The 21,828-nt window shown below is 66.8% G+C and carries 20 protein-coding genes; 7 read left to right on the top strand and 13 right to left on the bottom strand.

The genetic code is table 11. The features are described 5' to 3' along the window. Positions 1-45: 45 nt before the first annotated feature. From A8G18_RS13580 to A8G18_RS13560, 5 genes are all read right to left on the bottom strand, one after another. Positions 46-780, bottom strand: coding sequence for an SDR family NAD(P)-dependent oxidoreductase (locus A8G18_RS13580; RefSeq protein ID WP_064064291.1), 735 nt, complete (start codon positions 778-780; stop codon positions 46-48). Then, complete coding sequence (locus A8G18_RS13575; protein WP_064064290.1) at positions 777-1,805, bottom strand: phosphotransferase family protein; 1,029 nt, start codon at positions 1,803-1,805, stop codon at positions 777-779. The genes A8G18_RS13580 and A8G18_RS13575 overlap by 4 nt, the downstream gene beginning before the upstream one ends. Further along, a complete protein-coding gene (locus tag A8G18_RS13570; RefSeq protein WP_064064289.1) occupies positions 1,802-3,013 on the bottom strand; it encodes an acyl-CoA dehydrogenase family protein in 1,212 nt (403 codons plus the stop codon). The genes A8G18_RS13575 and A8G18_RS13570 overlap by 4 nt, the downstream gene beginning before the upstream one ends. 91 nt (positions 3,014-3,104) lie before the next feature. Beyond that, positions 3,105-3,731, bottom strand: coding sequence for a TetR/AcrR family transcriptional regulator (locus A8G18_RS13565; RefSeq protein WP_064064288.1), 627 nt, complete (start codon positions 3,729-3,731; stop codon positions 3,105-3,107). Positions 3,732-3,797: 66 nt separating this feature from the next. Beyond that, complete coding sequence (locus tag A8G18_RS13560) at positions 3,798-4,925, bottom strand: NDMA-dependent alcohol dehydrogenase (RefSeq protein WP_016932977.1); 1,128 nt, start codon at positions 4,923-4,925, stop codon at positions 3,798-3,800. Between the two features lie 151 nt (positions 4,926-5,076). On the opposite strand from A8G18_RS13560, the gene A8G18_RS13555 reads away from it, so the two are divergent. After that, positions 5,077-5,517, top strand: a complete 441-nt coding sequence (locus tag A8G18_RS13555) for an SRPBCC family protein (RefSeq protein WP_064064287.1) — start codon at positions 5,077-5,079, stop codon at positions 5,515-5,517. An 8-nt stretch (positions 5,518-5,525) separates the two neighbouring features. Here A8G18_RS13555 and hppD read toward each other — a convergent pair whose 3' ends face one another. Then, positions 5,526-6,731 (bottom strand): 4-hydroxyphenylpyruvate dioxygenase, encoded by a 1,206-nt coding sequence (gene hppD / locus A8G18_RS13550; protein WP_064064286.1) that lies wholly within the window; start codon positions 6,729-6,731, stop codon positions 5,526-5,528. Positions 6,732-6,917: 186 nt separating this feature from the next. Between hppD and A8G18_RS13545 the strand changes: the two genes are divergently transcribed. From A8G18_RS13545 to A8G18_RS13535, 3 genes are all read left to right on the top strand, one after another. Further along, the gene (locus tag A8G18_RS13545; protein WP_016932974.1) at positions 6,918-7,427 is read left to right on the top strand and encodes an Lrp/AsnC family transcriptional regulator; all 510 of its coding nucleotides are present in this window, start codon (positions 6,918-6,920) and stop codon (positions 7,425-7,427) included. Positions 7,428-7,568: 141 nt separating this feature from the next. Next, on the top strand, positions 7,569-8,822 hold the full coding sequence (locus A8G18_RS13540; RefSeq protein WP_064064285.1) for a Glu/Leu/Phe/Val dehydrogenase dimerization domain-containing protein: 1,254 nt from the start codon (positions 7,569-7,571) through the stop codon (positions 8,820-8,822). Next, positions 8,815-10,266, top strand: coding sequence for an amino acid permease (locus tag A8G18_RS13535; RefSeq protein WP_064064284.1), 1,452 nt, complete (start codon positions 8,815-8,817; stop codon positions 10,264-10,266). Before A8G18_RS13540 ends, A8G18_RS13535 begins: the two co-directional genes overlap by 8 nt. Here A8G18_RS13535 and A8G18_RS13530 read toward each other — a convergent pair. Then, positions 10,248-10,664: a VOC family protein gene (locus A8G18_RS13530; RefSeq protein ID WP_064064283.1), complete on the bottom strand. Its 417-nt coding sequence runs from the start codon at positions 10,662-10,664 to the stop codon at positions 10,248-10,250. The genes A8G18_RS13535 and A8G18_RS13530 overlap by 19 nt on opposite strands. Positions 10,665-10,796: 132 nt before the next feature. Between A8G18_RS13530 and A8G18_RS13525 the strand changes: the two genes are divergently transcribed. Together A8G18_RS13525 and A8G18_RS13520 are read left to right on the top strand one after the other, a co-directional pair. Next, complete coding sequence (locus A8G18_RS13525) at positions 10,797-11,411, top strand: dihydrofolate reductase family protein (protein ID WP_064064282.1); 615 nt, start codon at positions 10,797-10,799, stop codon at positions 11,409-11,411. A 105-nt stretch (positions 11,412-11,516) separates the two neighbouring features. Further along, positions 11,517-12,137 carry a class I SAM-dependent methyltransferase gene (locus A8G18_RS13520; RefSeq protein ID WP_064064281.1) on the top strand — a complete coding sequence of 207 codons (621 nt, stop codon included), beginning with the start codon at positions 11,517-11,519 and terminating at the stop codon, positions 12,135-12,137. Positions 12,138-12,220: 83 nt separating this feature from the next. Here the strand turns inward: A8G18_RS13520 and A8G18_RS13515 are convergent, their stop codons facing one another. The 6 genes from A8G18_RS13515 to A8G18_RS13490 all read right to left on the bottom strand — a co-directional run bounded on the left by A8G18_RS13515 (position 12,221) and on the right by A8G18_RS13490 (position 21,020). Then, positions 12,221-13,336, bottom strand: a complete 1,116-nt coding sequence (locus A8G18_RS13515) for an NDMA-dependent alcohol dehydrogenase (protein ID WP_064064280.1) — start codon at positions 13,334-13,336, stop codon at positions 12,221-12,223. A gap of 46 nt (positions 13,337-13,382) precedes the next feature. After that, the gene (locus A8G18_RS13510; protein WP_064064279.1) at positions 13,383-14,813 is read right to left on the bottom strand and encodes an aldehyde dehydrogenase family protein; all 1,431 of its coding nucleotides are present in this window, start codon (positions 14,811-14,813) and stop codon (positions 13,383-13,385) included. 134 nt (positions 14,814-14,947) lie between these two features. Further along, complete coding sequence (locus A8G18_RS13505; RefSeq protein ID WP_064064278.1) at positions 14,948-15,727, bottom strand: enoyl-CoA hydratase family protein; 780 nt, start codon at positions 15,725-15,727, stop codon at positions 14,948-14,950. Between the two features lie 19 nt (positions 15,728-15,746). Further along, on the bottom strand, positions 15,747-17,762 hold the full coding sequence (locus A8G18_RS13500; protein WP_064064277.1) for an acetyl/propionyl/methylcrotonyl-CoA carboxylase subunit alpha: 2,016 nt from the start codon (positions 17,760-17,762) through the stop codon (positions 15,747-15,749). Between the two features lie 7 nt (positions 17,763-17,769). Then, positions 17,770-19,368 (bottom strand): acyl-CoA carboxylase subunit beta, encoded by a 1,599-nt coding sequence (locus tag A8G18_RS13495; protein ID WP_064064276.1) that lies wholly within the window; start codon positions 19,366-19,368, stop codon positions 17,770-17,772. Further along, positions 19,365-21,020: an acyclic terpene utilization AtuA family protein gene (locus A8G18_RS13490; protein ID WP_245207879.1), complete on the bottom strand. Its 1,656-nt coding sequence runs from the start codon at positions 21,018-21,020 to the stop codon at positions 19,365-19,367. Before A8G18_RS13490 ends, A8G18_RS13495 begins: the two co-directional genes overlap by 4 nt. Positions 21,021-21,385: 365 nt before the next feature. On the opposite strand from A8G18_RS13490, the gene A8G18_RS13485 reads away from it, so the two are divergent. Beyond that, positions 21,386-21,805, top strand: coding sequence for an amphi-Trp domain-containing protein (locus A8G18_RS13485; RefSeq protein ID WP_064064274.1), 420 nt, complete (start codon positions 21,386-21,388; stop codon positions 21,803-21,805). Positions 21,806-21,828: the final 23 nt, after the last annotated feature.

Raw genomic sequence — 21,828 nt, 5'->3', positions numbered from 1 at the left:
TGCGACTGCGGTCGACCGCCCCCGACCGTCAGGCCGCGTAGAGGGTCAAGCGGTGTAGAGACCTGCGCCGGCGCGGCTGAGCACGAGCTTGGGCACGACGGCCCGCGACGACAGCTCGAGCAGCGCGTCGACGATCTCGACGACGTCGTTCACCTCGATCATGGACTCGGCCGGGATCTTGTCCTTGATCCAGTCGGACATGTCGGTGTCGACGTAGGCGGGTGCCAGCGCCGACGCCGAGATGCCGTTGCCGGATTCCTCGGCGTTGAGCGTCTCCACCAGTGAGATCAGCGCGGCCTTCGTCGCACCGTAGGCGGCGAGACCGGCCTCGGCGTAGACACCCGTGATCGACGAGAGTGCAACGATCTTCGATCCGCGGGTCGGATTGTTCTCCGCCTCGGCGCGCAGCAACGGCAGTGACGCCTGGATGAGCGCGAACGGAGCGTTGAGGTTCACGGCGACCGTCTTGTCGAACCGGCGGGCCGGGAACTCGGCGATCGGACCTGCCGTGCCGACACCGGCATTGAGGATCAGCGCCTTCATCGAACCGAACGCCTCGCGATGCGTCTCCACGACACGGGCGGTGGCTTCCGGATCGGCGAGATCGGCTGCGACAGCGCGTACTTCCTTGGCACCCACCTCCCGCAGACGCTCGGCGACGCTCTCGAGGCGTTCCGCCCCGCGAGCGCTGATCGTCAGTGCGTAGCCGCGTTCGGCGAGACGGGTTGCGATACCGAGGCCGATTCCCCTCGATGCTCCGGTCACGAGCGCGCTGCTCACGCGTGGGCTCCCTTCAGTGCTGCGAGTCCTGCTGCCACCAGGTCCGGCACGGCTTCCCCGGCGCGGTCGAAGCCGTCGCCGACGGTCGCTCCGGCACGCCACCGGTGGTGGATGCCCTCCGCGATGACGGCGAGCTTGAGGTAGGCCAGGCTCAGGTAGAAGTTCCAGTGGGCGATGTCGCGACCCGACGCGGTGGCATACCGCTGCACCAGATGGTCCGTTCCGGGGAGGCGATCGCTCGACCATGCGGCCGGGAAGCCGAGCACGTCGTCGAGGGCAGGATGCCGGTAGACGCACATCATCGCGAGGTCGGTGAGCGGGTCGCCGAGGGTGGACAGTTCCCAGTCCACCACGGCGACGACACGTCCCGTGTCGCTCGCATCCAGGATGGTGTTGTCGATGCGGTAGTCGCCGTGGACGATCGTGGGAGCGGGTGACTCCGGAATCGATTCGGCGAGTGCGGCGTGCAACCGTTCGAGGTCGGGCAGCTCGCGGGTCTTGACGCGACCCCACTGGCTCGCCCACAGCTTCACCTGACGGGTCACGTAACCGTCCGGTCGGCCCAGTCCCCCGAGACCGACGGCTTCGAAGTCGACGTTGTGCAGTTCGGCGAGGATACGCACGAGTTCACCGACACAGCGGTCGATCTCGTCGTCACCGAGCGCGTCGAGGTCGGCCTTGCTGCGCACCACACGTCCCTCGACGAAGTCGACGAGCGTGAACGGCGCACCCATCACGGACTCGTCCTCGCACTGGACGACGGTGGGTGCGACCGGCACACCGGTGTTCTTCAGTGCCGAGGTGATGCGGAATTCGCGGGCGACGTCATGCGCCGACGGCGTCAGACCTGCGGTGGGCGGACGTCGCAGCACCCAGTGTGAGGTGTCGTCGAGGATGCCGTAGGTGAGGTTGGACTTGCCGCCCGCGATCAGCTCGGCGCGCAGTTCACCGTCGACGGCGACGCCGGAGTCGGTCAGGAACCGTTCGAGCGCAGCGAGATCGAGTCCTTCGTGTACCGCGGTCATTTCGCGGCCTCGCGGGCTGCCTTGCGGACGGCACCGACGGCGCGCTTGGCGATGGCCCAGCGGTGCACCTCCGACGGGCCGTCGTACACGCGGAACGGCCGGACCTCACGGGTGAGGCGTGCGATCGGAAGATCTTCGGAGACACCGAGACCGCCGCACATCTGAGCGGACCGGTCGACGATGCGGAAGATCGCTTCGGCGGCGAAGGTCTTGGCGATCGACGTGGCATTCGCGGCGTGGGAACCCTGGTCGAGTTCCCAGCACGCCTGCACGAGCAGCGCCCGGGTCGCCGCGATGTCGATTTCGTTGTCGGCGATCATCTTCTGGATCATGCCGAGATCGCCGAGGCGGGAACCGAATCCTTCGCGTTCGGCGACATAGCGGACGGCGGTGTCGTGACCGCGGCGGGCGGCACCGAGCCAGCGCATCACGTGCGTCATGCGGGCAGGTCCGAGACGCACCTGCGCGTAGGCGAAGCCTTGGTCGACCTCGCCGAGCACCGCCGAGTCGGGGACGAACAGATCCTCGAAATCGACCTCGCAGTGACCGCCGATCATGGAGCGGTCGAGGGTGTCGATATGGCGGCCGATCTTCAGACCTGCGGTGTCGGCGGGGGCGAGGAACATCGTGGCGCCGCCGCGCTGCCCGGGCTCACCGGACGTGCGGGCCATGACGATGAAGAATCCGGCACCGTCGGCACCGGTGATGAAGTGCTTGCGGCCGTTGATCTTCCAGCCGCCGGGCACCTTCTCGGCGCGCGTGTTCAACGCGTTCGGATCGGCACCGGCACCGGGGGCCGGTTCGGTCATTGCGAAGGCCGAGCGCACGTCGCCGGCGGCCAGCGGTGCGAGGAATTGCTGTTTCTGCTCGTCGCTCGCGATGTGCGCGAGCATGTGCACGTTGCCCTCGTCGGGGGCAGCGATGTTGAGCGCGGTGGGGCCGAAGAGCGAGTATCCCGCGGCCTCGAAGACCGGGGCGCGGTCGGACATGTTCAGGCCGTGGCCACCGTATTCGACGGGCGCGTGCGGAGCGAAGACACCGGCGGCCTTGGCGGCCTTCTGCAGATCCGCCCGGATCACGTCGCCGCCGGCAGCGGTGATGTCGCCACCGTGGGCGTCCTCGACGGGAAGCACTTCGTCGCGGACGAACTGCTCGGTCCGTGCGATGAGGTCCCGGACGTGGTCCGGGTAGGACAGGTCGACCGCCATACTGAGCTCCTTCCGTACCGACCGATCGATCGCTCGGTGAAGTTCACCGTGACATACCCTCACGATCGGGTCAAGCCCAAGGGGTGCTCGGCTACGCCGCCCCGACCGCATTCCGCGCGACCTGCAGGTATCGGCGCACTATCTCGTCGGGAGACAACGAGCCGTCGGGCCGGTACCAGCCGGCCACCGCGACGCACATCGTCGTCACCGCGCGACTGGCGTCCTTCGGGAAGGACGTGGAGAAGGTGCCGTCGGCAACGCCGGCCTCGACGATCTCGTCGATCATGCGCTGCTGCTCGTCGCGCAGCGCGACGAAGGCCCGGCGGGCCTGGGGCTCCATGCTTCGCATCTCCGTCGACGCCACGAACGCCTGGTCGCGGCGGAACATGTGGAAGCGCAGCAGCGACTCGACGACCGCGTCGAATCGCTCGGACGGGCTGGGCCCGGCCTCGGCGAGCGCCTGTCTGCTACGGGCGAGCAGGTCGTGCAGCACGGTGGTGGTGAGCGAGACCAGCAGCGCCTGCTTCGACGGGTAGTGGTGGTACAGCCCCGGCACCGACAGACCGGAGCGCGACGCGACCTCCCGGATGGACGTGCCGTCGTAGCCGCGTTCGGCGAACGCCTCGAGCGCAGCGACGAGCGGCTTGGGCAGATCGGCCGGGCCGTAGTGCCGCCACGACCCGACGTCGCCGGAAACCGGATCCTCACGCGTGTCCATGGTCAACACCGTAAGGGACGGCTCCGGCGACCTCGGCGCTCGCAGGAGCGGTAGTCGCTCGCAGGATCAGTAATCGTCCTCGCCGTAGAGGACGACACCGCGGAGGTTCTTGCCGGCGTGCATGTCGGCGTAGCCCTCGTTGATGTCCTCGAGCTTGTAGGTCTTGGTGACGAGGTTGTCGAGATCGAGCTGCCCGTTGCGGTACAGCTCGAGGAGCCTGGGGATCTGCGAGCGCGGACCGGTGCCACCGAAGATGGCCCCCTGCAATCGCTTCTGCAGCAGCGTCAGCTCGAACAGGCTCATCGTCACCTGCGAGTCGGTGGCGTGGCCCATGCCCACGACGACGACCTGCCCGCCCTTGGCCGTGAGACCGAGTGCGGGACCGATGATGTCGCCGGTGATCTCGCCGACGGTGATGACGGTGACGTCGGCCATCTGCCCCCAGGTGATCTCGCCGATCACCGGGGCGGCCTCCTCGATCGATGCGAAGACGTGCGTGGCACCGAACTCCTTGGCCTTCTGCCGCTTGAATTCGACGGGGTCGATCGCGACGACGAACCGCGCACCGGCGTGCGCCGCACCCTGTACGGAGTTGATGCCGACACCGCCGACACCGATGACCACGACGGTGTCGCCGAGCTTGGTGCCGCCGATCTCCGTGGCCGAACCCCAGCCGGTCGCGACGCCGCACCCGAGCAGGGCGGCCTTCTCGAGCGGGATGTCCTTCTCGATCTTGATGACCGACGCCTCGTTGACGGTGACGTACGGCGCGAACGTGCCGAGCAGGCACATCTGCAGCACCGGGTCGCCGTTCAGGGTCGCGCGGTAGGTCTTGTCGGAGATGGCCTGACCGGTGAGCAGGCCGGCGCCCTCGTCGCAGATGTTCTGCAGACCCTTCGCGCAGGACCGGCAGCGCCCGCAGGCCGGAATGAACGCGAGGACGACGTGGTCGCCCTCCTCGAGACCGCTCACTCCCGGCCCCACCTTGGTGACCACGCCCGCCCCTTCGTGACCGCCGAGGACCGGGAAGAACGGAAGTGGTGTCGCGCCCGAGCGCAAGTGCTCGTCGGAATGGCACAGACCCGAAGCCGCGAGACGGATCTGCACCTCACCTGCTACGGGATCGCCGAGATCGATCTCCTCGATCTCCCACGGGCGGTCGATTCCTTTGATGATTGCTGCCTTCGTCTTCACCCGAGCCTCCTGAGCCGAAAGTGCATGTGACGTGCGTCACGAAATTCAAACACTTATCGAACAGGGGGGCAACGGGGTGCGAACCCCTTCCGGAGTGTGCAGTTAACCGCTACATTCGGTAACAGACAACTTCTCGTAAAGGGCTACCGCCATGATTCACGTCCGCCACAGCGCCGTCGCAGACATCCCCGTCGACCTCGCGTTCTCCTACGTCGACGACTACCGGAACGTTCCCGACTGGATGTTCGGAGTAGCCCGTTTCCAGCCCGTGGGCGGGCAGGTCTCCGGCCTCGGCGCCGTCTACGACTCGACCATGCGGATCGGCCCCAAGGATCTCGACTCGCGTGTGGAAGTCGTCGAATGGGAACGCAACCGCACGATCGTCCTCGACTCGATCGCCGGATTCCGCGCCGCATCGTCGTGGACCTTCACGGACCTCGGCGACGCGACGCGGCTCGACGTCGACTTCGGCTACCGGCTGCCCGGCGGGATCGCCGGCCGCACACTCGGCATACTCATCGAACCGATTGTGGGAACGGCGATCCGGCAGACCGAGCACGCGTTGCGCACGCGGCTCGGTCGGCTGATCTAGGACCGGACTCAGAAGTTGCCGCGCGCGGCCTGCTCCCGCTCGATCGCCTCGAACAGCGCCTTGAAGTTGCCCTTGCCGAAGCCGAGCGAACCGTGCCGCTCGATCAGCTCGAAGAACACGGTCGGACGGTCGCCGACGGGCTTGGTGAAGATCTGCAGCAGGTAGCCGTCCTCGTCGCGGTCCACCAGGATGCCCCGCTTCTTCAGCTCCTCGATCGGCACCCGGACCTCACCGATACGAGCGCGCAGCTCCGGATCGTCGTAGTACGCATCGGGAGTCGCGAGGAACTCCACGCCCTCCTCGCGCAGCGAATCGACCGCGGTGAGGATGTCGTTGGTGGCCAAGGCGAGATGCTGTGCGCCCGGTCCGCGGTAGAAATCGAGATATTCGTCGATCTGCGAACGCTTCTTCGCGATGGCGGGCTCGTTGAGCGGGAACTTCACGCGGTGGTTGCCGTTGCACACCACCTTGCTCATGAGCGCCGAGTAATCGGTCGCGATGTCGTCGCCGATGAACTCCGCCATGTTCGTGAAACCCATGACGCGGTTGTAGAAGTCGACCCACTCGTCCATGTGCCCGAGTTCGACGTTGCCGACGACGTGATCGAGCGCCTGGAAGATCCGCTTGGGCGCACCCTGACGCTTGCGGTAGGTCGAGGTGCGCTCGACGTAGCCGGGCAGATACGGACCGTTGTAGCGCGACCGGTCGACGAGCGTGTGCCGGGTGTCGCCGTACGTCGCGATGGCGCCGATGCGGACCGTGCCGTTCTCGTCACTGATCTCGTAGGGCTCCTCGAGGACGGTCGCCCCCTGGCGCCGGGCGTGCTCGATGCACTTGTCGACATCCGGGACCTGGAGCGCGATGTCGACCACGCCGTCACCGTGGAGGCGATGGTGCTCGATCAGCGGGCTGTCCGGATCCACCGCACCCTTGATCACGAATCGCACGGCGCCGCTGCGCAGTACGTAGGCGTGATGGTCGCGGTTGCCGGTGGTGGGTCCGGAATAGGCGACGAGTTCCATACCGTAGGCCGACTGGAAGTAGTGCGCCGTCTGCGTAGCGTTGCCGACCACCCACACCACAGCGTCCCAGCCGCTCACCGGGAACGGATCCCGCTCACTGTCGTACTCCACGAGACCGACGAGGCGCCGGAGCTCCTCGGCGTCGAGCTGAGCGAGGCGTTCGCTGTCGGTCAGGGTGTATTCCAGAGTCATGGCTGCAACCTCCTGCCGCTCACTGCGGCACAGTCGTTGTGTCGTGTGTCACCAGGAGAAACCCACCCGGTGGTGGGACGCAACGTCGCCTTCGACAACTGGTCCGACTGACTCGAATTCGTCGGAATCCTTGTGCTCACCTATACAATCAGGCTAGTTTTCGGCGCTCGAGGGGAAGGAAGCGCAATGCGCGAGCCCGTACAGCTGGACGAATTGGATTTCGCTCTCCTCGAGGCCCTGCATGCCGACCCGAAGGTCGGCGCGCTCGAGCTGTCCCGTCGCCTGAAGGTCGCGCGCGCCACCGTCTCGGCACGCCTGCGACGCCTCGAGGACACCGGGGTGATCGCCGGCTACGAACCCCGGATCAACCTCGCCGCAGCAGGTTTCGACGTGCAGGCATTCGTGACGATGGAGATCGTGCAGGGCGCTCTCGAAGACGTCACCGAGGTCCTCGAACGCATCCCGGGTGTGCTCGAAGCGTTCGCCACCACCGGCGCGGGCGACGTTCTGTGCCGCATCGGGGCCGAATCGCATCTCGGTCTCCAGCAAACCCTCATCGAACTGAACCGCTCATCGATCGTCGCGCGGTCGACGAGCGTCATGGTGCTCTCGGAGGTCGTGCACTACCGGGCGATGCCGCTGCTCCGCACCCTCCAGCCCGAACGATCCGCGAAAGCACCGGCCTACCGGCGGTGAGCCGATCACCGCCACAATCTCGTTCCGGCTAGCCGGATTGCACAGAAAAAAGTGCTTCGGGCGTCCGGACCCTCCGCACGCTGCACAGTTGACCGAGCCACAGTTGCGCAGCATTTGTTACTGCCGTCACAGTCGTTCGCCATGAAGAACCTGCTGACCCGATTCGAAGAAAAAGCCCCTGAGATCGTCTTCGAGTGGCACGACACCGAGACCACCGCCCGGGGCTGGGTCGTCATCAACTCGCTGCGGGGCGGTGCGGCCGGTGGCGGCACCCGCATGCGCCGCGGCCTCGACCGGCGCGAGGTGGAGTCGCTGGCGAAGACCATGGAGATCAAGTTCACCGTCTCCGGACCCGCGATCGGTGGTGCCAAGTCCGGTATCGATTTCGATCCGTCCGACCCCCGCAAGGAGGGCGTGCTGCGCCGCTGGTTCGCGGCAGTCACTCCCCTGCTGCGGGCCTACTACGGCACCGGTGGCGACCTCAACGTCGACGAGATGAACGAGGTCGTTCCGCTCACCGAGGCCAACGGCCTGTGGCACCCGCAGGAAGGTGTCGTCAACGGGCACTTCGGCAAGGACGAGCGCCAGCGCATCCAACGGGTGGGCCAGCTGCGGCTCGGCGTCGCGAAGGTCGTCGAGGACGCGCGGTTCACTCCCGCCACCAGCACGAAATACACTGTCGCCGATCTGATCACCGGCTACGGTGTGGCCGAGTCGGTCCGTCACCATCAGCTCGTCTACCGGGGCAGCGACCTCGCGGGCAAGCGCGTGGTGGTGCAGGGCTGGGGCAATGTCGGCGCCGCCGCTGCCTACTATCTCGCTCAGGCCGGCGCGTCGATCGTGGGCATCATCGACCGCGACGGCGGCATCCTCGAACCCGAAGGACTCTCCTTCGACGAGATCCGCATCCTGCTGCTCGAGCGCGACGGCAACGCCCTGCGCAGCGACCGGATGCTCCCCTTCGACGAGGTGAACGCCCGCATCTGGGATCTCGGAGCCGAGATCTTCCTGCCGTGCGCCGCAAGCCGGCTCGTCACCCGCGAACAGGTCGACCGCATGGTCGCTGCGGGACTCGAGACGATCGCCTCCGGCGCCAACGTCCCGTTCGCCGACGACGAGATCTTCTACGGCCCTACCTACGAGCACGCCGACAAGTCCGTCGCCGTGATTCCCGACTTCATCGCCAACTGCGGAATGGCCCGGGCCTTCGCCCAGCTCATGGAAGGCGACGTGGAGGTCTCCGACGCCGCGATCTTCGGCGATGTGTCCACCACCATCGAGACGGCCCTGCGCCGGTGCCACGACCGCTCGACCGAGCTCACCGGACTCGCCGCGACGGCCTTCGAGATCGCACTCGATCAGCTGGTCCCGGCCGGGGAGCGCATCGATGACTGACACCCTGGCTACGGCGACGACGACGGGTGCCCAGGGCCCCGCAGGGACCACGACGGGTGCCCAGAGCATCGCGGGCCTGCATCGCGCCATGCGGCCCCGCCAGCTCGTCATGATGAGCCTCGGCGGCGCCATCGGGGCCGGCCTGTTCGTCGGGTCGGGGGCGGGTATCGCCGTCGCCGGCCCGGCGATCCTGATCTCGTTCCTGGTCGCGGCCGTTCTCGTCGTGTTCGTGATGCGCATGATGGGCGAGATGGCCGCGGCCAACCCCGCCAGCGGTGCGTTCTCCGAGCACACCGAGAACGCGCTCGGTCCCGTCGCGGGGCGCACAATCGGCTGGCTGTACTGGGTGCAGGTGATCATCGTGATCGCCGCGGAGGCCACCGGTGCCGCCGCGATCACCGCGGTGGCACTGCCCGGCATCCCGCAGTGGGCGTCCGCGCTGTTCTACATGGTCGTGCTGACGGGCGTGAACCTCGTCGGCGTGCGCCGCTTCGGTGAGGTCGAATTCTGGTTCGCCGCAATCAAGATCGTCGCGATCCTCGGGTTCCTGGTGATCGGTGTCGCGATGATCGCCGGGTGGATGCCCACCTTCGAGACGACCGGCTTCGCGAATCTCACGGCCCACGGCGGGTTCGCTCCCACCGGTATCGCCGGTATCGCCGCCGGCCTGCTCATCGTGGTGTTCGCGTTCGGTGGCACCGAGATCATCGCGATCGCCGCCGCGGAGACCGCCGATCCCCGTCGCAACGTGGGCCGCGCGGTACGCACCCTGGTGTGGCGCATCCTCGTGTTCTACATCGGGTCGGTGCTCGTGATGGTGACGATCCTGCCGTGGACCTCCGAAGATCTCGCGACCGGTCCGTTCGTCGCCGTGCTGGAGGCCGGGGCCGTCCCGGGTGCCGCCGCGGTGATGACCGTGATCGTCGTGGTCGCACTGCTCTCCTCGCTCAACGCGATGCTGTTCAGCGCTTCCCGGATGATCTTCTCGCTGTCGCACCGCGGATCGGCGCATCCCGTCTTCGGGCGACTGTCGTCCAACGGCGTTCCCCGCAATGCGGTGCTCGCCTCGGTGGCGTTCGGCTTCGTCACGGTCGGACTGAACTACCTCTACCCCGACCGGGTGCTGCCGCTGCTGCTCAACGCCGTCGGCTCCACGATCCTGGTGCTGTGGACGTTCGTCGCGGTCTCGCACATCGTGCTCCGTCGTCGCGCACGCCGCAACGGCAGCGAGGACGCACTGCCGCTGAAGATGTGGGGCTTCCCGTACCTGTCGTACGCGACGCTCGGTCTGCTCGCCGGCATCGCGGTGCTCGCCCTGTTCGACCCCGCCGCTCGTACACAACTGCTCGCGACCGGCGCGCTGACCGCAGCGATCGCCGGTACCTGCACGGTGCTGGCACGGCGACGCGCTGCGGCCGAGACGGTTCAGGGGCGCCAACCGTAAGGGCGCGTGATGATCTCCATGAAGTGACCGGCGGGGTCGAGGAAGTAGGTTCCTCGACCCCCGTCGTTTCTGTTGATGCCGTGCGCCGACTGCCGAGGATCGGCCCAGTGTTCGATCTTCTGCTCGAGGATCCGGGCGTAGATCTCGTCGAATTCCTCCTCCGACACCAGGAATGCATAGTGCTGCGGCGGATACTCCACGTCCGGTGGCGGTTCGGCGAAATCGAGGGTGACACCGTTGCCGAGTTCGACGGCGAGGAAGTGCCCGGCGGGCACCGGGTCGGGCAGCCCGAACAGGGTGGTGAGGAAGTAGGCCGAATGCTGCTTGTCGTCGGCCGCGACGATGGTGTGGTTGAACGCAATACTCAAGGAGAACTCCTTGTGGTCCCGCGCCTCCATGCCTGACGCAGTCCGTCATCGGCACGCGACGCTGCGTCCAGCAGATACCTTCCGTGCCCGAGGGATGCAAGCGATGAATTTTTCACGGTGCCCGGGTCGGTACTCGGCGACGACCTTCGAAAGGGGACGACGATGAAGCTCACGGTGACGACCTTCGTATCGGCCGACGGCGTGGCCCAGGGGCCCGGCGGTCCCGACGAGGACCGCAGCGACGGCTTCGAACGCGGCGGATGGGTGGTGCCACTGTTCGACGAGGACACCGGCAAATTCATCGACGAGGTGTTCTCGAAGGTCGATGCGTTCCTGCTGGGCCGGAACACCTACGACGTCTTCGCTGCGTCGTGGCCGAACTCGACCGACCCCGACGACCCGGTCGCCCGTGCACTCGACACCCTCCCGAAGTACGTCGCCTCCACGACGCTCACCGACCCGAAGTGGCAGAACACGACCGTCCTCGACGGCGACGTGCCCAACGCGGTCGCGGAACTGAAAAAGCAGCCGGGACGGGAACTGCAGGTCCACGGCAGCATCGGGCTCGTCCACACCCTCTTCGAGCACGATCTGGTGGACGAGTACCGCCTCATCACGTTCCCCGTGGTCCTCGGTCAGGGGCGGCGACTGTTCCCGATCGGGGGTCGCGACACGAAGTTGGATCTCGTCGACTCGCGCACTACTCCGTCCGGCATCGTCATCACCGTGTACCGCCCGGCCGGGCGACCCGAGTACGGACTCGCCGAAGTGGAGTGACCCGGCGACGGGCTGCGCTGAGTCCGCGTCGGGGGTTACGTTCGGCGCCGCAGATGCCATCATGGAACGGAGCAGATCGGTACGCCACGAGGCGAAAGGACTGCCATGGGCCTCTACAACGATCACGTCGTACCGCGACTGGTGAACATCGCCTGTGCACCGTCGTTCACCGAGGCGAACCGGAAGCGAGTGTGCGCCGGACTGAGCGGCCGCGTCCTCGAGATCGGATTCGGTTCGGGCCTGAACGTTCCGTACTACCCCACTTCGATCGAATCGGTCAGCGCCGTCGAACCCGCCGATCTCGGATGGAAACTCGCCCGATCACGCATCGAGGACTCACCCGTCCACATCGAACGATCCGGTCTCGACGGGCAATCGCTTCCGTTCGAGGACAACACCTTCGACAACGCACTGACGACCTGGACCCTGTGCACCATCCCCGATGCCGACGCGGCCCTGCGCGAGGTACGTCGTGTCCTCACGCCCGGGGGCACGCTGCACTTCGTCGAACACGGGCTCGCCCCGGACGAGAGCGTCCGACGGTGGCAGCACCGGCTCGAACCGATCCAGAAGCGGATCGCCGGTGGTTGCCACCTGACACGACGGATTCCCGACCTCATCCGCGGTGCGGGTTTCGACATCCGCGAACTCGACACCTTCTACGAGGAGAAGACTCCGAAGTTGTTCGGTGCGCTGTCGCTGGGAGTCGCCGAGGCCGCCCGGTAGCCGGGGAGGAGATTGCGCCCACCCCATTCACCCGGGCGGCTCCACGCGTCTTCGCCGATGCGCCGGCGGCGATGGGTCCCTGCTCAGAACAGGACGACTCCGCGCAGGTTCCTGCCCTCGTGCATGTCGACGAATCCCTGGGCGATGTCGTCGAGCTTGTAGGTGGTCGTCACGAGCTCGTCGAGCTTCAGCACGCCCGAGGTGTACAGGTCGATCAACCAGGGGATGTCGGCGGTCGGCGTCGACGCGCCGAACAGCGAACCCTGCAGGCGCTTCTGGTAGAGCACCAGCTCCATCGGGCTGATGGGGATACCGAAATCCGTCATCTTGCCCAGACCCGTGACGACGCAGATTCCCGCTTTGCGGATCGCCGAGAATGCCTCCGCGATGTGCTCACCCGTCGTCACTCCGACCGTGACGATCGCGGAGTCCGCACCCTGCCCGTTGGTGTACGACCGAGCGATCTCGGTCGCTTCCGTCATATCGGCGACCGCATGGGTGGCCCCGAACCGCAATGCCGACTCCCGTTTGAACGGCACCGGATCGACCGCGATGATCCGAGCTGCCCCCGCGTGCGCAGCGCCCTGGACCGCGTTGATCCCGATACCGCCGATCCCCTGGACGATCACGGTCTGCCCCGGATACACCTCGGCGGAGTTGACCGCCGCACCCCAACCGGTGCCGACTCCGCAACCGAGCAGGCACAGCTTGTCGAGCGGCAGATCCTTGTCCACCTTGATCGCCGAGTCGACGCTGACCGTCGTGTACTGACTGAAGGTCGACAGCCCGCACGTCTGGGCCACCGGTGTTCCCTCGAGGCTCAGGCGGAAACTCGTCGGATCGTCGGGACGACTGCCGGTCATGATCGCCGCGCCGCGGTCGCACAGGTTCTGCATTCCCTTCGCGCACCACCGGCACCGACCGCACGCTGCCAGGAACGAGAAGACCACATGGTCTCCGACGGTCCATCCGTGCGTTTCCGGCCCGACCTGCACGACGACACCGGCACCTTCGTGCCCGCCGCAGATCGGGTAGACCCCGACCGCGTGGTCACCGGCGGCGATGTGGTCGTCGGAATGACACAGCCCCGCGGCCACCATCTCGACGGTCAGTTCGCCGCGGCGCGGCTCGTCGAGGTCGAGGTCGACCACCTCGTAGGTTCCGGGCGTGCTGCGGATGATCGCGCCGCGAGTTCTCATCGGTTTTCTCCTGAAGGCATCGAAGGACGGGACAGCAACGGCGAAATCACGGCGTCACCTGGGCGGACATTCCGGCTCTGTAACCGTCCGCGTAGGGCGGCAACGTCCCCCATTCACGCCGGGGGTCGTAGTCGGGAGAAACGAAAATTGTTCTGGCATGACTGAATTCGAGGAATCCCTCCAGGCCGTTGTAGTGCCCCATCCCGGATGCCCCGACCCCGCCGAAGGGCGCATCGAGCATGCCCGGATGCATCGCGATGTCGTTGATGGTGACGCCGCCCGAGGTGGTGCATTCGAGGACGCACCGTCGTTCCTCGTCGTCCTGCCCGAAGTAGTAGAGCGCGAGCGGCTTCCGACCGGAATTGATCGTGCCCAGCACCTGTCCGAGGTCGTCGTACGTGCGTACGACCATGACCGGGCCGAAGATCTCCTCCTGTGAGACGGCTGCGGACTCCGGCGGGTCGATCACGATGCGGAGCGGGCGGCGGCGTTCGGCGATGGCGACGGGCTCGTCCGGTGCCACCACGATCCTCGCTCCGAGTTCCTGTGCCTGACGGACATATCCGTCGATGCGGGCCGCGTGCCGGTCGTCGACGATCGCGGTGACGTCCGGATTGCCGGCGATGGTCGGGAACAGTTCCCGGTAGGTCCCGCACACGACGTCGAGGAACGATTCGAGCATCTCGGCCGGCACGTGGACGGTGTCGGGACCGACACACAGCTGACCGCTGTTGATCGACTTGCCGACCGCGATCCGGTAGGCAGCCGTCGCGATGTCCGCGGAACGGCCGACGATCACCGGAGACTTGCCCCCGAGTTCGAGGGTGACGGGTACGAGATTGAGGGCCGCGTTCGCCATCACCGAGCGCCCGGCCGCTTCCCCGCCGGTGAACACGATGTGGTCGAACGGAAGGGAGGTCAGCGCCTTCGCGACATCCGGTCCACCGGTGACCACCGCGACGTCGGCGGGATCCAGGAATTCCGCCGCGGCGTCCGCCAGTGCCCGGGATGTGCGCGGCACGATCTCGGACGGTTTGAGAACGGCGCGATTGCCTGCGGCCAGGACCCCGGCCAGCGGGGCGAGAAGAGTGAACACCGGGGCGTTCCAGGTGCCGATGATCGCGACCGATCCCTTGGGTTGATAGTGAACCGAGGCGGTCGCACCCAGCTGGTCGTACGGCGAGAAGGGGGCTCGCTGCTGCGGCCGCATCCATTCTTCGAGGTGGTCGCGTGCGTACTTCAGGGCCGAGAGCGAACCGAGCACATCATTGGTCGTGGAATAGCCGGGATGGCGTCCACCGAAGTCGGCGTCGATCGCGTCCACGATCTCGTCCGTGCGGGCGACGAGCATGTCGATCACGCTCTGGATCCGCTCTCGTCGTTGCACGGCCGTGCTGGTGCGTTGTGCACGGAACTGTCGGCGCTGCTTCTCGAGCAACTCGCCGAGAACGGGATCGGCGCTGGTCACGATGGTCATGCGGCGGACGCTATGATGCGAATCACAGTCCTACGCGCCGATTCCCGCTCACCGGGACCCACGTAGATCGAGCGACAACGGACCGCACACGCCGACCACCGCGAATTCGAACGGCCCCCGTGCGTGTCGCGTTCTCACCGGTCGGCCCACCACGGGGACCGCTTCTGCAGGAACGCCGTCATCCCTTCCACCGCTTCCTCGGAACCGAACAACCGGGCCGAACGCGCTGCCAGGTCGTCTCCGTAGCGATCGAAGTCCGCGAGGATCCGCTCTGTGACGAGACGTTTCGATTCGGCCAGACCCTGCGGTGAGCATGCACGGATCTCCGCGAGCAGTTCCGCGACGGCAGTTCCGGTATCCCCTGTCGAGACGGTGACGAGACCCTCGGAGCACGCCTCCTCCGGGCCGAACCGTTCGCCGGTCAGGAAGTACCGTGCTGCCGCACGCGAGGACAGTCGTGGAAGTACGGTCAAGGAGATGATCGAGGCGGCCAGACCGAGCCGTGCTTCCGTGAGGGCGAACGTCGACTCGGGGCCGGCCACGACGATGTCGCAGGCTCCGATCAGGCCCATACCACCGGCGCGGACGTGCCCGTCGATACGAGCGAGGACCGGTTTGGGCAGTTCCAGGATCTGCCGCAGCAACGCGGTCATGTCCCGGGTGCGGGCGGAAGCCGCCTCCTGCGCAGATCCGGAGGATCCACTCAGATCTGCTCCGGCACAGAATGTTCCACCGGTGTGGGTGAGGACGACCGCGCGGATATCAGGGTCGGTGGCCGCGGCATCGAGTCCGTGGCTCAGTTGTGTCAGCAGCGAGGCGGACAGGGCGTTGCGGTTGTGCGGGGAGTCGAAGGTCAGTGTCGCGACGCCGTGGTCGACGTCGTAGTGCACCACCACGGGGTTCGGTTCGGTCATGACGGCTCCTGAATAACGCTCATGGTCTGCCTTCCGGGCCGGGACTGTCGGACGGCGCGTCGTCGTGCGGCGTGACCACGGCGAGGACGGTACCGACGGCGACCTGATCTCCGACCTCAACCCCAAGTGCCGTGAGGGTGCCGGCGGCGGGTGCGGTGACGGTGTGCTCCATCTTCATCGCGTCGAGCCACACGAGCGGCCGGCCCGCTTCGACCGCATCGCCGACGGCAGCACCGAGCCGGATCACCGATCCCGGCATGGGTGCGAGCAGTGATCCGGCGGCTATCCGGGCCGTGGGGTCGACGAAGCGCGGGACGGCGGTCAGGCGCACCGGTCCGAGCGACGAATCGACGTGCACCGCGTCGCCGTACCGCGTCACCGCGACATGCCGGCGGACACCGTCGACGTCCAGGACCACCCGCTCCGGTGCGAACTCGACGACACGGAGGTCGCCACGGCCGTCGACGTATGCCCCGTCACGCGTGATCCGGTAGCGCACCTCGTGGTCGCCGTGCACGCCGGTGAAACGCGTGAGCTGCGGCTGGGAGGGCAGATTCCGCCATCCCGAGGGCAGGCCCCTATTCACCGTGGCGGCAGCGCGGTTGCCGGCCGACTCCGCCAGAGCGGCTGCGATCGCGGACACCGCTTCCGCGTGCGGGGAGGCGAGCGGGGCCGACAGTTCCGCGAGTCCGTGGGTGTCGAAGAAGGCGGTGTCGGTCTCTCCCGCACCGAAGGCGGGATGTCGCAGCACCGCGACGAGGAGATCGCGGTTGGTGACGATGCCGTGAATCTCGGTGCGTGCCAACGTCGACGCCAGCAGACGCACCGCGTGGTCGCGGGTCGGCGCGTACGAGATGACCTTGGCGAGCATCGCGTCGTAGTGGACCCCGACCTCCGTTCCCGCGACGACACCCGAATCGACGCGCACACCGGGCTGCCGGAGCACGTCGAACTCACGTGCCTCGTGCGGCAACGCTAAACGGTGCAGGGTGCCGGACTGCGGTTGCCAGTCCCGGGCCGGGTCCTCGGCGTAGAGCCTGGCCTCCACGGAATGACCTTGTACAGGTGGAGGTTCGGGGTCGAGGCGGTCGCCGTCGGCGATGCGGATCTGCAGGTCGACGAGATCGAGTCCGGTCGTACATTCGGTGACGGGATGCTCGACCTGCAGGCGTGTATTCATCTCCAGGAAGTGGAACTGCCCGGAGCGGTCCGCGAGGAACTCGACGGTGCCGGCGCCCTCGTAACCGATGGCCTGTGCGGCGCGGTGAGCGGCATCGAACAGGCGCCGGCGCATCCCGTCGATCGCGTCGACGAGCGGCGACGGTGCTTCCTCGATCACCTTCTGGTGGCGTCGTTGGATCGAGCATTCACGTTCACCCACCGCCCACACCGTGCCGTGCCGGTCCGCGAGGACCTGGACCTCGATATGTCGTCCGTTCTCGAGATAACGCTCGCAGAACACCGTGGGGTCGCCGAACGCCGACGCCGCCTCCCGGCGGGCCGCCTCGAGTTGCCGCGGCAGGTCGTCGAGCGTGCGCACCACCCGCATTCCGCGTCCTCCGCCGCCTGCGGACGCCTTGACGAGCACCGGGAGGTCGGCGTCGGTGATGTCGGCGGGGTCGAGTTCGGCGAGAACGGGGACACCCGCGTCGGCCATGATCTTCTTGGCTTCGACCTTCGAGCCCATCCGTTCGATCGACTCCGGGCGTGGTCCGATCCAGATCAGCCCCGCCTCGAGCACCGCACGTGCGAATCCGGCGTTCTCGGACAAGAATCCGTAGCCCGGGTGAACCGCGTCGGCACCCGCGGCCAGTGCAGCCGCGACGATCTTCTTCCCGTCGAGGTAGGTCTCGGCGGGAGAGACTCCCGGAAGTCGCACAGCGGCATCGGCATCGCGCACGTGCGGACTGTTCGCGTCGGCATCGGAGAACACGGCGATCGCGCCGAGACCGGCCCGGCGGCACGAGGCGAACACGCGGCGGGCGATCTCCCCGCGATTCGCCACGAGCACGGTGGTGATGGTCGATTCGGTCACGGGAACCTCACATCCGGAAGACGCCGAAGGATTCGGCGCCGCTGATCGGGGCGGTGGCAACAGCCGATAGGCACAGTCCCAGCACAGTACGGGTATCGCGTGGGTCGATGATGCCGTCGTCGTAGAGACGACCGGACAGGAACATCGGCAGCGATTCGGCTTCGATCTGGTTCTCGACGGCCGCGCGCATCGCCTCGTCGGCGGCTTCGTCGAAATCCTGTCCACGCGCCTGCGCGGCCGCGCGTCCGACGAGGGAAACGACCCCGGCCAGCTGGGCACCGCCCATGACCGCGGATTTGGCGCTGGGCCACGCGAACAGGAACCGCGGATCGAATGCCCGCCCGCACATGCCGTAGTGGCCGGCGCCGTAGGACGCACCGAGCAGAACGGAGATATGCGGCACCGTGGAATTGGCGACCGCGTTGATCATCATCGCCCCGTGTTTGATCATGCCGCGTTCCTCGTACTCCCGGCCCACCATGTACCCGGTGGTGTTGTGCAGGAACAACAACGGGGTGTCGGCGCGGTTGGCGAGTTGGATGAACTGTGTTGCCTTCTGCGATTCCTCGTTGAACAACACACCGCGTGCGTTGGCGAGAATCCCGATCGGATAGCCGTGCACCTGTGCCCAACCGGTCACGAGCGAGGACCCGTACAGCGGTTTGAACTCGTCGAAGTCGGAATCGTCGACGATACGGGCGATGACTTCTCGCGGATCGAAGGGCTGCCGGAGATCCTCGGGGACGATCCCGAGCAACTCCTCGGAGTCGTACCGGGGTTCGCGTACCCCGGTACGGGGCGCCGGACCGGCCTTGCGGTGGTTGAGACGCCGCACGATGCTGCGCCCGAGGCGCACCGCGTCCTGTTCGTCGACGGCGAAGTGGTCGGCCAGACCCGAGATACGCGCGTGCATTTCGGCACCGCCGAGCGACTCGTCGTCGGATTCCTCACCGGTGGCCATCTTCACCAGAGGCGGTCCGGCGAGGAATACCTTCGACCGGTTCTCGATCATCACCACGTGGTCGGACATGCCGGGAATGTATGCGCCGCCGGCGGTCGAATTGCCGAACACCAGCGCGATGGTGGGGATGCCCGCCGCCGACAACCGGGTCAGATCACGGAAGAGCCGTCCGCCGGGGATGAACACCTCCTTCTGCGTGGGCAGATCCGCACCGCCCGATTCGACGAGGGATATCAGCGGCATCCGGTTCTGCAGGGCGATGTCGTCGGCACGCAAGGTCTTACGCAACGTCCACGGATTGCTGGTGCCGCCGCGCACGGTGGGGTCGTTGGCCACGATGACACATTCGACGCCTTCGACCACGCCGATACCTGTGACGACACTGCCGCCGACGGGAAAGTCGGTGCCCCAGGCGGCGAGCGGCGACAGTTCGAGAAACGGCGAGTCGCGGTCGAGGAGCAATTCGATGCGCTCCCGCGCGAGCAACTTGCCTCGATCGTGGTGTCGGCGGACGTACTTCTCACCACCGCCGGCGAGGGCCTTGGCGTGTTCGGCGTCGAGGTCGGCCAGGCGAGCGCGCATCGTGTCGGCGGCCGCGCCGTATTCCGTGGAACCGCGGTCGAGGGTCGAGATCAATATGCTCACGTGCGCTTCTCCAGGAGGACGGTGGGAATGTCGAGGTATCGGGCGCGCAACCATTCACCGAGTCCCTTGGCCTGCGGGTCGAATCGGTTGCGCGAAGCGACGCCACGGCCGAGGATGCCCTCGATCACGAAGTTCACGGCCCGCAGGTTCGGGAGCAGATGCCGCGTGACGGACAGGGGCTCGATTTCGGGAAGCAGATCCTTCACAGCGTCGACGGTGAGGAAATGTGCGAGCCAACGCCATTCGTCGTCGGATCGGACCCATACTCCGATATTGGCATCACCGCCCTTGTCGCCGCTGCGGGCCCCGGCGAGCGTGCCGAGCGGAACGCGGCGAGTCGGTCCGGGCGGCAACGGCGCGGGCACACCCGGGTCCGGCAACGGCTCGAGGACACGGGTGACCGCCGCGACCGGAATGTCGAGGCGGGTGCCGTCGGGCAGCACCGCGACATGCGGCACGCGTGTCGCCTCGACGTACTCGGCCGTGTAGACACCGTAGGCGGTGCCCGGACCGGGCGGAGCGGTGACGAAGAAACCGGGATATCCGGCGAGGGCGAATTCGACCGCCGTGGAGGTGAAGGCGCGTCCGACGACGTCCGGATCGGGATCACGTGCAGTACAGCGCAGCAGCGCACTCGCGGTCTCCTCCGTATCGGCATCGGCATGATCGGTGCGAGCGAGGATCCACTCGAGTTCGGCAGGCCGCCTGGGCAGGTTCGATTCCATCTGCGATCGCACCAAGTGCGCCTTCGCGTCGATGTCCAATCCGGTCAGGACGAAGACGACCTCGTTGTAGAACCCGGCGAGCGCGTTGAGGCACACCTTCAGCGTCGGCGGGGGCGGCTCGCCCCTCACTCCTGTGATGCGGACACGATCGGGTGCGTGCAGGCTCAGCCGGGCGGTGTCGATGCGCGCGGTGACGTCGGGGTTCGCGTACCGTCCGCCCGCCACCTCGTACAGCAGTTGCGCGGTGACCGTGCCGACGGTCACGGCTCCTCCGGTGCCCGGGTGTTTGGTGATGGTGGCCGCTCCATCGGCCTCGATCTCGGCGATGGGAAATCCGGGGCGGACGAGATCGTCGAGTTCGGTGAAGAATGCGTAGTTTCCGCCGGTGGCCTGGGTACCGCATTCGATGACGTGCCCGGCGACGACGGCACCTGCAAGTGCATCGAAGTCATCGGGTGCCCAGCCGAAGTGAGCGGCGGCGGGACCGACGATCACGGACGCGTCGGTCACGCGCCCGGTCACGACGATGTCGGCTCCGGCCTCGAGACACCGGGCGATGCCCCACGCACCGAGATAGGCGTTGGCGGTGAGCGGGCGGGGGTCGGCGGCGAAACCGAACTCGTCGATGCGGGCGACGAGATCGTCGCCCTCGACGTGGGCGATGCGCGGTGACAGGCCGAGCCGATCCGCAACCGTGCGTAGCGCCGCGGCCAGGCCTGCGGGATTGAGCCCACCGGCGTTCGCGACGATCCGCACCCCCTTGTCGAGGGCGAGGCCCATACAGTCCTCGGCCTGCCGCAGGAACGTCTTGGCGTAGCCGAGACCCGGATCCTTCAGACGGTCACGACCGAGGATGAGCATCGTGAGTTCGGCAAGGTAGTCACCGGTCAGATAGTCGAGTTCCCCGCCTTCGAGCATCTCGCGCATCGCAGACAGACGATCGCCGTAGAAGCCGGAGCAATTGCCGATACGCACAGGATTGCTCACGCGGTCCCCTCCTGGACCGGACGCCCTGTCGGCGACGAATATGTCCGACTCGATAGTCGCGGCAACTCCATCATGCGGTCAGCGTCACATGTCATCGCCCTCAAAGCAAGCAATCGTGATTGTTTTGCCCTGGGCGCATGGTCGCTACCCGCGCCCGGAAGCGGTTGCGGCGAGCACGTCGGGATACCCGGCGAATTCGATCTTTCCCACTGCACGAACTCGTCGCCGAGACGTCTCGTTCACAACACCTACCCCCACCGGGGCAGATACCGTAGATGCATACTGCACCGAGGTCAGGAGTCGCTGTGCCGAAGCTGGAAATCAAGCAGAAATCTCAACTCTCCCGCAAACAGGTTTCCGAGCGGTTGATTGCACTCGGACGCGCCCTGGCGACGGGATCCGAAGTGGACCTGGACTCGGACGGAGGCTCGATTTCGGTCGATGTCCCCGACCGGCTCCGATGGGAACTCGAGATCGAGGTGGACGGAGACGAAGTCGAGATCGAAATCGAATTCAGCTGGAGCGACACCCCTTCCGAGAGTTCGGAAGAAGATTCGGATGCGGACGAAGAGGAGAGCGAGAGGGACGAGAGCAAGGACGAGGACGAAGGCGAAGACGAGGACGAAGAGGAGGAGGACGAACCGCCGCACACCACTTCGCGTCCGAAAGCCCCGATCAAGAAGGCGGTGCGGCGCGGCCGGCCACGCAAGAGGACCGCCGACTGATCTACCTGCGCCTTCCCCCCCCC

The organism is Rhodococcus gordoniae (assembly GCF_001646655.1).
GTDB lineage: Bacteria > Actinomycetota > Actinomycetes > Mycobacteriales > Mycobacteriaceae > Rhodococcus > Rhodococcus gordoniae.
The sequence above is the reverse complement of the archived record's forward strand: the minus strand, read 5'-3'. Positions and strand labels throughout refer to the sequence as shown.